The following is a 13,196-nucleotide window of genomic DNA, read 5'->3' on the forward strand; positions in this document are numbered from 1 at the left end:
GACCGGGGTGCCGGCAGGGGCCCCGGTGTGGGCACCCCTGCCGACCCGGTCAGCCGACGGGAAGCTGGGCGACCCAGTCCTGCCAGGCCCGCTCGGCCCGGGACTGGTCCACGTCGGCGCCGAAGAGGTGATGGCCGAGGACCAGCACGCTGCCCCGGTCGGTGCCGGAGTGCAGGAACCGGTAGAGGGCGTCGTCGGTGCGTACCCCGAAACAGGTGGGCAGGCCGGTGAGGTCGACGACGCCCTCGACCGGCGGCAGGCCGTCGAGGGTGAGCCGGACCGGCGCGCCCTCGGTGATCTGGCCGGAGATGCCGAACGCCCCCGCCACGGCCGCCCAGACCTGGTCCGGCTCGCCGGCACCGGGCCGGAACGCGGCGACCGTGCTGCCGTGCCGGCCCGGGAAGTGCCGCACGTACGCGGCCAGGGTGCCCAGGTACATGTCCCAGCCGGCCTGCATCGCCTCGTACTCGCTCTCCCAGTTGTCGCCGAGCACGCCGCTCTGCACCAGGTGCAGCACCGTGCTGCCCTGGTCGCGCCCCTCGATCAGGTATTCGATCGCCATGAAGGTGCCGTCCGGGCCGGGCTCGGTGCCGTACCCGAACCGCTTGCCGGGTTCCCAGGCCGTCACCGTCGACTCCTCGGTCTGTCCGGCCATGGTGAAGGTGTTCCGCCCGCCCTCGCGGGGGTCCACCTCGGTGTGGCCCATGAACCATGAGTCGATGCCGGGGCCGGTGGCGATCGCCGCCCAGACCTGCTCCGGCGTCGCGGCCAGTTCGATCTCCTTGCGCAGCTCGAATTCGTGTCCCACGGTAGAACTCTCCAATTCGCTGACGTGCGTCCTAGTCCGTCGTGCCGGTGCGCTCCTGGTCCGGCGGGACGTGCGGGTGCAGCGCGACCACCACGCGGTGGTCACGGCCGCCGGGCGCGGACTCGTCGTGGTACCTGCCGACCAGCCTGCTGACCGCACCGGCCAGCTCCTCGGCGAACGCGGCCCGGTCGGCCGCCGATGCGAACCGCACCTGGGCGTCGATCGCGAACGTCGCGACCCGCCTGTCGGCCCGGTCCGCGCCGGTGATCAGCGCACCCACGTCCTGGACGAGCCGGGCGGCAACCGCCAGCAGCCACCGCGCCGACAGCCGGTCCGGGGACTGGCGCGGGTTCGGCCGCACGGCGGAGAGCGCCAAGGGAGAGATCACGTAGGACGCCGCGGTCGCCCGCATCACCCGTTCGGTGACGTTGCCCTTGCGGCGTTCCTCGACCAGCTCGATCAGCCCGTGCTGCTCGAGCGCCCGGAGGTGGTAGTTGACCTTCTGCCGGGCCAGGCCGACCCGGGCCGCGAGCATCGTGGCGGACGCCGGCTCGGCCAGCTCGGCCAGCAGGCGCGCCCGGATCGGGTCGAGCGACGCCTCGGCCGCCGCCGGATCCTCGATCACTGCGATGTCGAACATGCGGCAAGCCTGCCACCGACAACTCTTCTTGTCAAGAAAAACCGAGCTGTCGGCAGATGCCTCGCCGGACCGCCCGGAGGTAGGTCCACGCGAGCGCTACTCGTCGTGGCGCCAGCCGAGCAGCCGCTCCGCCTTTGTGCAGTCGAAGAACCCCTGGTTGCCGCGCAGCTCGCCGCGGACCGGCACCTCCGGGTAGTACTCGCGGCGCAGCTCCTCGCTGGGGATGCCGGAGGTGGTCTTCGGGGCGACCACGTAGCAGACCTGGTGGCCCGCGAAGTCGGCGGTGAGAGCCAGCAGGCAGGCCCGGGCCGCCGGCCGGGCCAGGGTGTACCCCCACAGGTCCCGCACGGCGAGGTCCGAGTCCCGCCACTCGGCCCGGCCGGCCGGCCGGGCCGGCGTCACCGCGTGCAGCCGCAGGCTGGCGATGCTCAGCTTCCCGTACCGGCGGGCGAAGCTGTCCGCCTGGACCTCGCCGAGCCACTTCGACAGGCTGTACGGGTCCTCGTTGTAGCTCGGGTGCCGCTCGTCCAGTGGGAAGTAGTCGAAGCGCGGCTTCCGGCTGTAACCGCCGCCGATGGCGTTGACGCTGGAGGCGAGGCACACCCGGGCGATTTCGAGTTCGGCGGCGGCCCGCAGCGCGTTGTAGCTGGCGGTGACGTTGTGGTTGTGCACCACGTGGTCGGGCTCGTCCCACGGCTTCGGATACGCCGCCAGGTGCACCAGCGCCTCGCAGCCGTCCAGCGCCCGGAGCAGTGCCGGATAGTCGGTCACGTCGGCCGGTCGGCGTACCGGCCCGGCCGGGCGGTCGGTGCCGGCAGCCGGGGCCGACGGCCGGTCGATCTCCACCACCGTGTGGCCCTCGGCCAGCGCGTGGCCGACCACCGACCGCCCGACCGTACCGGCGCCGCCGGTCACCGCAATGCGCATCCCGCCATTCTCCGCCGGAGTACGCCCCGAAGCAGGTCGGAGAAAAGTTGGCGCCGGCTGTCGTTCCCGGCCGGGGCCGTTCGTCGTCATGCTGTGCGGCAGTGCGCCGCGCGACGATCCGGAGGAAGCCGGCGACACCCGCAGCCGGACGCCGGCAGAAAAGACGGAGGAGATCGGCGTGAAGTACCTGTTCCTGATCTACGGCGACCCGACCCGGGACCCGACCGAGCCGGAGGCGATCCAGGCGGAGATCGACGCGTACTGGGGGTACGACAAACTGCTCGCCGACGCGGGCGCCCTGCTCGACAGCCAGGCGTTGCAGGGCACCGAGACCGCCACGACGGTGCAGGTCGGCGGGGACGGCGGGCACACCGCCACGGACGGGCCGTTCGCGGAGACCCGGGAGATTCTCGGCGGCTACTACCTGGTCGACCTGCCGGACCTGGACGCCGCCATCGGCTGGGCCGCCCGCTGCCCCGGCGCGCTGCGCGGCAAGATCGAGATTCGGCCCATCATGGAGTTCGAGCAGCCGTGAACGGGGGGCGGCGACCAGCCGGGACCCTGGCGAAGGTGACCGGGGGCGAATAGCCGTGTCCGGTGGTGAGCAGCCGACCGTCGACACCGTGGAGCGGGTGTTCCGGGAGGAGCACGGCCGGCTGCTCGCCAGTCTGGTCCGACACTTCGGCGACCTGGACCTGGCCGAGGAGGTCGCCTCGGACGCGATCGAGGCGGCCCTGCTGCACTGGCCGGTGCAGGGTGTACCGACCCGTCCGGCGGCCTGGCTGCTCACCACCGCCCGGCACCGGGCCGTCGACCGGCTCCGCCGGGACCGCGCCTACGCGGCCCGGCTGGCCGTACTCCAGGCCGAGGCCGTCCGGGACGAGCCTGCCGCGCCCGCCCCGAACGGCGACGGTGACCTGCCGGACGATCGGCTGCGGCTCTTCTTCACCTGCTGCCATCCCGCGCTACCCGCCGAGGCGCAGATCGCGTTGACCCTGCGCTGCCTGGCCGGGCTCAGCACGGCCGAGGTGGCCCGGACGTTCCTGGTGCCGGTAACGACGATGGCCCAGCGGATCGGCCGGGCGAAGAAGAAGATCCGGGCCGCCCGGATCCCGTTCCGGGTACCGGATGTCGCCGAGCTGCCGGCCCGGCTCCCCGGGGTACTCCGGGTGGTCTACCTGATCTTCACCGAGGGGTACGCGGCGAGCAGCGGTCCCCAGCTCGTCCGGGCCGACCTGGCGGACGAGGCGATCCGGCTGGCTCGGATCCTGCACCGGCTGCTGCCCCGGGAACCGGAGGTCACCGGGCTGCTCGCCCTGCTGCTCCTGGTCGACGCGCGCCGGGCCGCCCGGTGCACCGCCGGGGGCGACCTGGTCCTCCTCGACGAGCAGGACCGCACGCTTTGGGACCACGACCGGATCGCGGAGGGTCGTCGACTCGTGCCCGGGGCGCTGACCCGCCGCCCCGGGCCGTACGCGGTGCAGGCCGCGATCGCCGCGCTGCACGGCGAGGCACCAGACGTGGCCGGTACGGACTGGCCGCAGGTGGTCGCGCTCTACGACGTACTGGCCCGGGTGGCGCCGTCGCCGCTGGTGGAACTGAACCGGGCGGTGGCGGTCGCGCTGCGGGACGGTCCGGCCGCCGGGTTGTCGCTGCTCGACGCGCTCGACGCGGACGGGCGGCTGGCCGGCTACCACCTGCTGCCCGCCGCCCGGGCGGACCTGCTGCGTCGACTGGGTCGCACCGGGGAGGCCGCGACGGCGTACCGTCGGGCGCTGGAGCTGGTCGGCAACGAGCCGGAGCGGGCGTTCCTGCGGCGGCGGCTCGCGGAGGTCGCCGGCGAGGGCCTCGGGGACTCCGACCCGGAAAACTCCGACGAGCCGGACCGGCGGTGACGTAGGGTCGGACCTCCGCCGTCCCGCCGTCCGGAGTACCCATGCCGCTCGAACCGCTGCCGCTGCGCACGGACCGCCTCGTACTGCGGTTGTTCACCCCGGACGACGTGGACGAGATGTACGCCTACCAGGGGCTGCCGAGCGTGGCGCGCTACCTCTACCGGCCGCCGCGCGACCGGAAGCAGTGCGCCCGGGTCATCGCCCAGGTCGCCGACGCCACCCGGTGGGAACGGAAAGGCGACCGGATCGTCCTGGCGGTGTGCCGGCGCGGGTCACCGGGCATCGTCGGCGAGGTGGTCCTCACCCTCGACAATCCGGGTGCGGCGCAGGCCGAGATCGGCTGGATCCTGCATCCGGCACACGAGGGGCGGGGCTACGCCACCGAGGCGGCCCGGTGCCTGGCGGCGGTGGCCTTCGCGCGGCTGGGCGTACACCGGCTCTTCGCCCGGCTCGACACCGAGAACACCGGATCGGTCCGGGTCTGCGAGCGCCTGGGGATGCGCCGCGAGGCGCACCTGGTGGAGAACGACTTCTACGCGGGACGCTGGGGCAGCGAGTACGTCTACGCGGCGCTCGCCAACGAACTCCGGCGCTGACCCGCCCCCCCGGCCGGCCGGTGGGCCGCTGTCGCCACGGCCGGTCGGTGGGCCGCTGTCGCCACGGCTCCGGCCGGTCCGCGAGTACCGCCGCCATCCAGGCCGGTGAGAACAACACGATCCGGCACCATCCATCGCTATCGGCGAATACCACTCACTGCGGACGATGCCGGCGATGCACCCGTCTCGAAAAGTTTCGGTCGTCCGGTCCTCGACCAAATCCCACAAGGCGTCGCCCGGCCAGTCACTCTTGACCAGGGATTAGACCTGGATCTGGCGACCTTCGAAAGACCAGTGGAAGCTATCCATATCCTTACCTGCGCCAATGCGATTAGAGTGGGGCCGATTGAAGTTTCGGAATCTTTCCGTTAACCTCCTGAAATCGAGTCCCGTCGATACAGCGTAAGGTTGACCGCCCCCTGAACGGAGTCCCATGCCCGTGAGACGGGCTAGTGCCCCGCTGGCGCCGAGTGCCGTGGTCATCGCTCGCCGACCACCGCACGAGTCAGCACGCCGATCTCTGCGCCGGGCTCGCCGAGGTCGTCCGGGCACGGGCGCCCGGGGTCGCTCATCCCCACGACACCGTCCGTCGAGCCGGCACCGCAGCGGACGGGTGCGTCGGCGACACACCCACACCATCCCCTTCCGGACCCGAGAGGCAACAAGCCATGAGCGACAAGACCGTCCCTGACCCCAGACGCCTGATGGCGAGACCCGGCCCGCGCGCCGCACTGGTCTCACTCGCCGTCGGCGTCCTCGCCGCCGGTGCGGCCCTCACCTTCGCCGGCTCCGCCAACGCCGCGACGACGCTCGGCGCGTCGGCGGCGGAGCGGGGCGGCCGCTACTTCGGCGCGGCCGTGGCAGCGAACAAACTCAGCGACAGCACCTACAGCACGGTGCTGAACCGCGAGTTCAACCAGGCCACGCCCGAGAACGAAATGAAGATCGACGCAACCGAGCCGCAGCAGAACCAGTTCACCTTCACCAACGCGGACCGGATCGTCAACCACGCGATCAGCCGGGGCTGGAAGGTCCGGGGCCACACCCTGGCCTGGCACCAGCAGCAGCCCGGCTGGATGCAGAACATGTCCGGCAGCGCGCTGCGGCAGGCGATGCTGAACCACGTCACCCAGGTCGCCAGCTACTACGCCGGCAAGATCGACTCCTGGGACGTGGTGAACGAGGCGTTCGCCGACGGCAACGGCGGCGCCCGCCGCGACTCCAACCTCCAGCGCACCGGCAACGACTGGATCGAGGCCGCCTTCCGAGCCGCCCGGGCCGCGGACCCGAACGCCAAGCTCTGCTACAACGACTACAACACCGACAACTGGACCTGGGACAAGACCCAGGCGGTGTACCGGATGGTGCAGGACTTCAAGCAGCGCGGCGTACCGATCGACTGCGTCGGCCTCCAGTCGCACTTCAACAGCGGTTCGCCGTACCCGAGCAACTACCGCACCACGCTCTCCAGCTTCGCGGCGCTCGGCGTCGACGTCCAGATCACCGAGCTGGACATCGAGGGTTCCGGCACCACCCAGGCGAACACCTACCGCAACGTGGTGAACGACTGCCTCGCCGTCGCCCGGTGCACGGGCATCACCGTCTGGGGCGTGCGGGACTGCGACTCGTGGCGTAGCGGTGGCACCCCGCTGCTGTTCGACTGCAACGGCAACAAGAAGCCGGCGTACGACGCGACGCTCAGCGCGCTGAACAACGGCGTCACCCCGACCAACCCGCCCACGACCCCGCCGACCGGCAACCCGACCAACCCGCCGACGACCCCGCCGACGCAGGGACCGGGCGGCTGTTCCGCGACGGTGTCGCTGAACTCCTGGACCGGTGGCTTCGTGGCAACGGTACGGGTCACCGCCGGATCGTCGGGCACCAACGGCTGGTCGGTAGGGGTGAACCTGCCGTCCGGCGCGAGTGTCACCAACGCCTGGAACGCGAACCGAAGTGGCAGCAGCGGCGCGGTCACGTTCACCAACGTGAGCTACAACGGCCGGATAGCCGCCGGACAGTCGACCGAGTTCGGCTTCCAGGGGTCAGGCAGCGGCTCAGGAATGTCACCCACCTGTAGCGCCAGCTAACCGGCCCGGTACGACACCGCCGGTACGGAGGACCTCCCGGTGCTCCGTACCGGCGCGTCCGGCCGTCTCTCGTTCGGCTCCGCCCACGCGAGAGTTTCGTCGTTGTAACGGCGGAGATGTTGCAGTCGCCCCGGCCCGGATTGCCGTCCGGACCGGGGGCGCCGCTGCAACGGCGGCACCCCACCCTCCCGGAAAGGCTAACCGGAAGGGTGTCTCGGGTGCCGGCGGCGGCCCGTCGGGCCAGCACACCAGGCAGGTACACGGCTTCACGGACGGCACGCCGCCGTAGGCGACAATCACAGAGCCGGGGCAGCCATGCGGGCCGACGGTCACCGGCGGCCGGGCCGCGAGCCAGCACGGCATACAGACCGCCGAGGGGTCCACCATCAGGTCGGCGGTCATCCGATGTGCTCCAAGGCGGCCCGGATGTCGTCGATCGTCGCGTCATCCGGCAGCAGACCGGAGAGCAGAATCCGGACCACTACCCCGCGTCGCAGCACCTCAGCCGCCCAGATGTCGACCGGGCAGCCCCGCCGGGTGCAGTTCAGGCAACGGCCGCCCCGACCGTGCACCTGACGCACGGTCCGCGGTGGCGTACGCCAAGGCCGGGCTCCAGTCCCCAGCGATCCCGCCGCTCACCGGTCCGGCCCGTCCACTCGGCGCCAGCGACCGTCCTCCCGCCGGTAGTCGCGCACCCGTGCAACTGCTCGACCAGCCACGCTAGGACGTCGAGGACGAGGTCGACAAGCCGGAAAACGACGTTCACGGCAACCGCCGGTACTGCCGTCGCTGACCCGTCGTGATGATGGGCTGTCCGTCCCAACGGGTCTCAGTAGCCCAGGCAGCTCGGGCCCGTTCACGGACAGCCTGGCCGCGCTCGTCGTAGTAGGCACTGACCAGCCTCAAAACCCGTTCTCGGGCCGCCCGCTGCTCGGCCGCGTCGTCAAGTCGGGCGGCGGCCAAGATCTGCGGGGCGGCGCGGCGTTCCGCCCGCCGGCCATGCCACCGCGTCCACCACCTGAACAATCTGGGCCTCCCTCGTGCCCTGAGGGGTGACGGCCGGGCCCTCCCCGGCACCGACCGCCACACCCGCCTGGTGGGCGCCGCCCGGGGCTACTGGGGGCGGGCGGACGCGGCGCGCAACCGGACCGGAGAGTGCTGACGGAGATCGGTGTCCGCCGCGTCCATGACGGACCGTAAGTGGGCAGAAACACGAACGGTGTGACCACATGGTCACACCGTTCTCAAGATCGCCGATCTTGCGGTCCTCTACATGGACCCGGCGTCGGCATCCGGGTCCAACGGGTCAACACCCACTCGAACCGCCAGCTCCCGCAACTCGACGCCGCCCTGCCGGCGGGCATCCCTGACAATTTGGCCGACGATCTCCCGCACGCTCGGCCGCGACCGCAGCTCGGCCGGGGACACCTCGTCAGCCGCGAGAAACTGAGCCACTGCCTTGTCCGGGTGGCCAGCCTGATACCAGCCTCGTCCGCAGGAGATATACAGGTGGGCGAGCCGTTGACGAGTCCGCAGCCCTGTCCGGTCGACCCGTCGGGCGTACTCCGGCGCACGACCGGGCTCGTCCTCCAGTGCCTCGGCTACGCGCCACACGCCGACGTTGGCCGGCGTCAGTTCCATCCGCCACGGGTCGGCACCGGCCCGGCCGGCAGCTTGCTCCGCCTCGCCGTGATGGGCGCTGGCCGCGTCGGTTTGGCCGAGCGTGGCGGCGGAGAGCGCCGCTTGGAGGTGCAGCATCCCGTACCAGGACACCGCCTCGTCACCGCCGACGTCACCAACCTGGTCAGCGGCTCGGGCGGCGATGGCGAGGGACCGGCGTCGGCCGCCGACAGTGCCACTCGTCAACGCGGTTTGCGACGAGGCGAAGGCCGCCGCTGCGGTAAGAGCCGGTTCGTCCAACTGGTCAGCGGCGGCCTGGGCGCGTTCGACGAGCCTCGCGGCGAGGTCGATGTGACCGAACGGTTTGACGGTCAGCGACGCGCAGACCGTAGCCCGCACCAGCAGATCGAGACCGGTCCGGCCGTCGTCGCCGCTGACGCTGGCCAGCCGCCGAGCGTCCATGACCAGGGGCGGCAGGAGTGCGGCGAGGGTCTGGTAGTCACATGCCATCCGGGCGGCCATGGCCCGATCGACCTCGGCGGCCAGGACCTTCGGCGTGATTGGTGAGGTGTCCTCGGGGTCGTCGTCGAGAGCACCGCGCAGCGCTGGGACGGCAGAATAGATGACAAGATCGTCTCGGGTCTGCGGCTGGGTGGGCTGGCCGGTGAGGTCCGTGACAGAGACGCCGAGCGCGGTCGCGAACGCGTAGAGCAGTCGCCGATCGGTGACCGGCTTGTGCCCGTTCTCCACGCGCGAAAGGTGCTCGCGGCTGATGCCCACAGTGTCGGCCAGTTCCTGCTGCGTCAGGGTGCGATGTCGCGCCAGCGTGCGATGCGTAGACCGATGTAGTCACGTCCCACGGTGCCCCTCCTACAAAGGGTGCGGCGGCGTTCCCGCACCGGATCGGACCGGTGAAATCGACGGTACGCCGTGTCGTCGGTCGCTGCTACCGCGAAGATTCCGCGAGGGTGTCGAGGGGGCAAGGGCCCGCACCACTCCTCGTCCGCCAACGTCAAGAACTATTGTTCGTACATTCGATTAACCGCACCAGCGGATGTTCGTTCCGTTGCTCGTAGCGTCCGGTCTGTGCTCGATCCCCACTCCGGCGTTCCGCGCCATCGCCAGCTCGCTGCCGAGCTGCGAGCACGGATCACGTCCGGCGAGTGGTTGCCCGGGACGCTGCTTCCGCCCGAGGCCAGGCTCAGCCACGAATACGGAGTCGAAAGAGGCACCGTCCGCCGCGCGGTGGCAGAACTCCGTCGGGAGGGCCTCATCGACGCCGCGCCGGGACACGGCACGCAGGTACGCGAGCAGGTCGAACGGGAGCCGGTCCGGGTGCAACGTGGATCGCAGGTCGTCGCCCGGATGCCGAGCCCGGAGGAGCGAGCCTCCCTCGACATTCCCGAGGGCGTACCCGTCCTGATCGTTACCATCGGTGGCCGGTCACGGGTCCTCAGCGCCGAACGGACTGTCTTGACCTTCGCCTAGTGATGCGCGGCCTCACACCCAGTGAATCGCGACGCGCCTCATGCCTGATCCAGTCCGGGCACGTCTCCGACGGGCTACGACACGCCGCCGAGCTGCTCGATGCCCTGCCCGCCGATCAACACAACGAACTGCTGCACGAGGTTGCCCACCAGGTGGTCGCCGTGGTGCCGCCGGGGACCGCCCGCTCGGATGTCGCCGAACTGGAAGCCCGCATCCCGACCATCCGGACGTAGCCTTCGACGGTGGTCACCTACCGCCGTCTCGACGGCCCGTCCGCTATGCCGTTGTTCCCGGACCTCGTCGAGCTGTACGGCGTCGTGTACGCGGAGCCGCCGTACGAGGAGGGACCGGACGAGGTGGCCGGATTCGCGGCAAAGCTTCCTGAGGAGTCCGCGCGGCCCGGCTTCGCCCTGGTTGCCGCCGAGGACGGTCCGGATCTGATCGTGCCGCCTATGGCTGACTATGCCGGCCGGCGTGTGGTGGTCGCGTGCCGACGCCGCAGCTCCGGAGGTGCTGGCGGCGGCCAAGCTTGCGGTCATGGAATGGATCGTCCACCCCGACCGCCGCCGGCAGGGCATCGGGGCCGAGCTGATGCGTCGACTCCTCGCTGACCGCCCCGAGACCTGGGCAACCCTCGCATCCGACCCACGCTCCGTTGCCCGACGCCTCTACGAACGGGCCGGCTGGCGGAAGGTCGACACCTCACATCTGCCCTGGGGCCCCGCCATGGATCTACTCGTGCTGCCGTTACCGATCCACTGATTGTTGAAGGGCGGGCGGGACGCGCGCCGGACGCAGGGCGCCGCGCCGTCGACTCCGGTGTTGTCGCCGGTCCGGAGGGCACAGCGGCGAAAACCCTGCGACGTCGCCGTGGCACGGCTGCGACGATCACCGGATGCCGATCGATCAACACCTGCTGCTGGCGTTCACCCTGACCACGATCGTCGCCATGGTCACGCCCGGGCCGGACATGCTCTTCGTGCTGGGCTGCGGAATGCGCGGCGGGTCCCGCGCCGGACTGCTCGCCACCGCCGGGGTGGCGACCAGCGAGGCGGTGCACGTGGCCGTGGCAGCGGCCGGGCTCGTCGCCCTCTTCGCGGCGGCGCCGACCGCGTTCGCGGTGGTCCGGATCATCGGCGCCGGCTACCTGATCTATCTCGGGGTGCAGTTGATCCGGCGGCGCCGGGACGCCCGGGCCGAGCTGCCGACCGGCGGCGGGCTGTCTGGCCGGAAGGCGTACCTGAGTGGGCTGCTGACGAACCTGCTCAACCCGAAGATGGTCACCTTCACGATCGCGTTCCTCCCCCAGTTCGTCAATCCGGAGCTGGGGCGGGTCTGGCTGCAGTTCGCGATCCTCGGCGCCATCCTGATCGGCCTGGAGTTCCTGGTCGACGGCGCCGTCGGGGTGTTCGCCGGACGGATCGGCGGCTGGCTGCGCCGGCGGGCCACCGTACGCCGCCGGATCGACGCCGCGACCGGCGGCATCTTCATCGGCCTCGGGGTACGGCTCGCCGTCGAGCGGTGAGCGGCCGTCCGTGAAGTTCCGACCGTGGTTTCGGGTTTCCCGGAGCCGCGCCCGGGTAGCAGCGAGGCAGTGTACGGCTCGCCCGGCACGGAGAGGAGCCCAGGTGACAGATCCACACCGGTCGCACGCGGCCCAGGCGGCGGCGATCCGGGGCGCCATCCGGGGAGCGTTCGCCGCGATGGCGATGTCCGGCGTCCGGCAGGTGACCACCGGCCTCGGGCTGGTCCGGCGTACCCCGCCCGAGGAGGTGCTGCGGCAGACCGAGCCCAGCCTGTTCCGGCGGATTCCGGTGGACCGCCGGCAGGCCCTGATCGAGTTGGTCCACTGGGCCTACGGTGCCGGCGGCGGGATGCTCTTCGGACTGCTGCCCCGATCGGTGCGACGGCAGGGCTGGGCCGGCCCGGCGTACGGCTTCGCCTTCTGGGCCGTCTTCGAGGCGGGCCTCGCTCCGCTGCTCGGCATCGACGAGCGCCGGCACGGTGGCCGGGAGCGGTGGGCGCTGCTCGCCGACCACCTGCTCTACGGCGCCGTGGTGGCCGCGTCGCCCTGGCCGCACGCCGACTGACCCGCCCGCCGGGGAGGTACCGGTCGGTGGAATCAATGGCCGGTGACCGGGTAGCCGACAACGGCAACCGAGGGAGGGAGACCGCAATGGGTAAGGTGCACGGTCACGCCGACAACATCGTCTACGACCTCGTGTCGATCCAGTACCACGCCCTCAAGGGCGGTCAGGTCTACGAGCAGTACAAGAGCGACGCCGAGGGACACGACGACATCCGGCAGTTCATCGACCGCATTCAGCGGGAGGACATGGACCGGGCCCGCCGGGCCCAGGAGTTGCTGGCCAGCATCATCGACGTACCCGTCGGGGCCCGCTGACCGCGGCGACGCCCGCCCGGTCACGGTCGGGCCCCGCGCCGCGCGCGGCGCCGTCGCCGGATCAGCCACCACGCCCCGAGGCAGAGCACCACCAGCGCGGCGAGGCCGGCACCGGCCTCGCCGAGGTGGTTCTCGATCCGCCGCCAGGAGGCGCCGGCCAGATAGCCGACCATCACCACGGCGGTCGCCCAGGCCGCGCCGCCGAGGGCGTTGAAGAGCAGGAATCGGCGGTACGGCATCCGGTTCATTCCGGCCAGCGCCGGCACCAGGGTCCGGAGCACGCCTACCCACCGTCCCAGCAGCACGGCCAGCGGTCCGTGCCGGGCCACGAACCGCTCGGCGCGGCTCCAGCGCTCCTCGCCGACCCAGCGCCCGGGACGGCTGCGCCGCAGCGGCGGGCCGGTCCAGCGACCGATCTCGTATCCGACGCTGTCTCCGGCGATGGCGGCGACGGTGGAGACCACGACCATCGCCGGCAGGCTCACCCGGCCGGTCGCGGCGAGCGCTCCCCCCAGCAGCAGCGCGGTCTCGCCGGGCAGGAACAGCCCGACGAAGGCGGCGGACTCGCCGAAGGCGAGCCCACCGACCACCAACAGCGCCGCCCAGCCGGAGAGTGCGCTGAGGGTGTCGATGACGCTGTCCACCCCGGGCCGCCCGTCAGCCGGTACCGGCAGCCGACCGGCCGGCGTCACGGCTTCGGTCGCCGCCGGGCAGGTGGCGGAGTACCC

At 71.5% G+C, this 13,196-nt stretch carries 16 protein-coding genes; 10 read left to right on the forward strand and 6 right to left on the reverse strand.

All coding sequences use genetic code 11. The features are described from left to right. Positions 1 to 49: 49 nt before the first annotated feature. From R6Y94_RS27410 to R6Y94_RS27420, 3 genes are all read right to left on the reverse strand, one after another. Entirely contained in the window at positions 50 to 808 is a 759-nt protein-coding gene (locus tag R6Y94_RS27410; protein ID WP_318398737.1) for an SRPBCC domain-containing protein, read from the reverse strand. Between the two features lie 31 nt (positions 809 to 839). Then, positions 840 to 1,448: a helix-turn-helix domain-containing protein gene (locus tag R6Y94_RS27415; protein ID WP_318398738.1), complete on the reverse strand. Its 609-nt coding sequence runs from the start codon at positions 1,446 to 1,448 to the stop codon at positions 840 to 842. A 96-nt stretch (positions 1,449 to 1,544) separates the two neighbouring features. Beyond that, entirely contained in the window at positions 1,545 to 2,375 is an 831-nt protein-coding gene (locus tag R6Y94_RS27420) for an NAD(P)-dependent oxidoreductase (RefSeq protein WP_318398739.1), read from the reverse strand. A 178-nt stretch (positions 2,376 to 2,553) separates the two neighbouring features. On the opposite strand from R6Y94_RS27420, the gene R6Y94_RS27425 reads away from it, so the two are divergent. The 4 genes from R6Y94_RS27425 to R6Y94_RS27440 all read left to right on the forward strand — a co-directional run bounded on the left by R6Y94_RS27425 (position 2,554) and on the right by R6Y94_RS27440 (position 6,956). Next, positions 2,554 to 2,910 (forward strand): YciI family protein, encoded by a 357-nt coding sequence (locus tag R6Y94_RS27425; protein ID WP_318398740.1) that lies wholly within the window; start codon positions 2,554 to 2,556, stop codon positions 2,908 to 2,910. Positions 2,911 to 2,965: 55 nt separating this feature from the next. Then, positions 2,966 to 4,270 (forward strand): RNA polymerase sigma factor, encoded by a 1,305-nt coding sequence (locus R6Y94_RS27430; protein ID WP_318398741.1) that lies wholly within the window; start codon positions 2,966 to 2,968, stop codon positions 4,268 to 4,270. 41 nt (positions 4,271 to 4,311) lie between these two features. Then, entirely contained in the window at positions 4,312 to 4,866 is a 555-nt protein-coding gene (locus R6Y94_RS27435; RefSeq protein ID WP_318398742.1) for a GNAT family N-acetyltransferase, read from the forward strand. A 668-nt stretch (positions 4,867 to 5,534) separates the two neighbouring features. After that, positions 5,535 to 6,956 (forward strand): endo-1,4-beta-xylanase, encoded by a 1,422-nt coding sequence (locus R6Y94_RS27440; RefSeq protein WP_412102898.1) that lies wholly within the window; start codon positions 5,535 to 5,537, stop codon positions 6,954 to 6,956. A 398-nt stretch (positions 6,957 to 7,354) separates the two neighbouring features. Here the strand turns inward: R6Y94_RS27440 and R6Y94_RS27445 are convergent, their stop codons facing one another. Both R6Y94_RS27445 and R6Y94_RS27450 read right to left on the reverse strand, forming a co-directional pair. After that, complete coding sequence (locus R6Y94_RS27445; RefSeq protein WP_318398743.1) at positions 7,355 to 7,528, reverse strand: hypothetical protein; 174 nt, start codon at positions 7,526 to 7,528, stop codon at positions 7,355 to 7,357. A gap of 697 nt (positions 7,529 to 8,225) precedes the next feature. Further along, entirely contained in the window at positions 8,226 to 9,356 is a 1,131-nt protein-coding gene (locus R6Y94_RS27450; protein ID WP_318398744.1) for a helix-turn-helix transcriptional regulator, read from the reverse strand. Positions 9,357 to 9,662: 306 nt separating this feature from the next. Here R6Y94_RS27450 and R6Y94_RS27455 point away from each other — a divergent pair, with 306 nt between their 5' ends. The 6 genes from R6Y94_RS27455 to R6Y94_RS27480 all read left to right on the forward strand — a co-directional run bounded on the left by R6Y94_RS27455 (position 9,663) and on the right by R6Y94_RS27480 (position 12,468). Next, the gene (locus R6Y94_RS27455; protein WP_318398745.1) at positions 9,663 to 10,064 is read left to right on the forward strand and encodes a GntR family transcriptional regulator; all 402 of its coding nucleotides are present in this window, start codon (positions 9,663 to 9,665) and stop codon (positions 10,062 to 10,064) included. 2 nt (positions 10,065 to 10,066) lie between these two features. After that, the gene (locus tag R6Y94_RS27460; RefSeq protein ID WP_318398746.1) at positions 10,067 to 10,297 is read left to right on the forward strand and encodes a hypothetical protein; all 231 of its coding nucleotides are present in this window, start codon (positions 10,067 to 10,069) and stop codon (positions 10,295 to 10,297) included. Between the two features lie 304 nt (positions 10,298 to 10,601). After that, positions 10,602 to 10,826, forward strand: a complete 225-nt coding sequence (locus R6Y94_RS27465; protein ID WP_318398747.1) for a GNAT family N-acetyltransferase — start codon at positions 10,602 to 10,604, stop codon at positions 10,824 to 10,826. A gap of 133 nt (positions 10,827 to 10,959) precedes the next feature. Beyond that, positions 10,960 to 11,589, forward strand: coding sequence for a LysE family translocator (locus R6Y94_RS27470; protein WP_318398748.1), 630 nt, complete (start codon positions 10,960 to 10,962; stop codon positions 11,587 to 11,589). 103 nt (positions 11,590 to 11,692) lie between these two features. Further along, positions 11,693 to 12,154, forward strand: a complete 462-nt coding sequence (locus tag R6Y94_RS27475; protein ID WP_318398749.1) for a hypothetical protein — start codon at positions 11,693 to 11,695, stop codon at positions 12,152 to 12,154. Between the two features lie 86 nt (positions 12,155 to 12,240). Further along, the gene (locus tag R6Y94_RS27480) at positions 12,241 to 12,468 is read left to right on the forward strand and encodes a hypothetical protein (RefSeq protein WP_318398750.1); all 228 of its coding nucleotides are present in this window, start codon (positions 12,241 to 12,243) and stop codon (positions 12,466 to 12,468) included. 20 nt (positions 12,469 to 12,488) lie between these two features. Here the strand turns inward: R6Y94_RS27480 and R6Y94_RS27485 are convergent, their stop codons facing one another. Further along, the gene (locus tag R6Y94_RS27485; protein WP_318398751.1) at positions 12,489 to 13,112 is read right to left on the reverse strand and encodes a DedA family protein; all 624 of its coding nucleotides are present in this window, start codon (positions 13,110 to 13,112) and stop codon (positions 12,489 to 12,491) included. Positions 13,113 to 13,196 lie beyond the last annotated feature (84 nt).

The organism is Plantactinospora sp. KLBMP9567 (assembly GCF_033446045.1).
Taxonomy (GTDB): Bacteria; Actinomycetota; Actinomycetes; order Mycobacteriales; family Micromonosporaceae; genus Plantactinospora.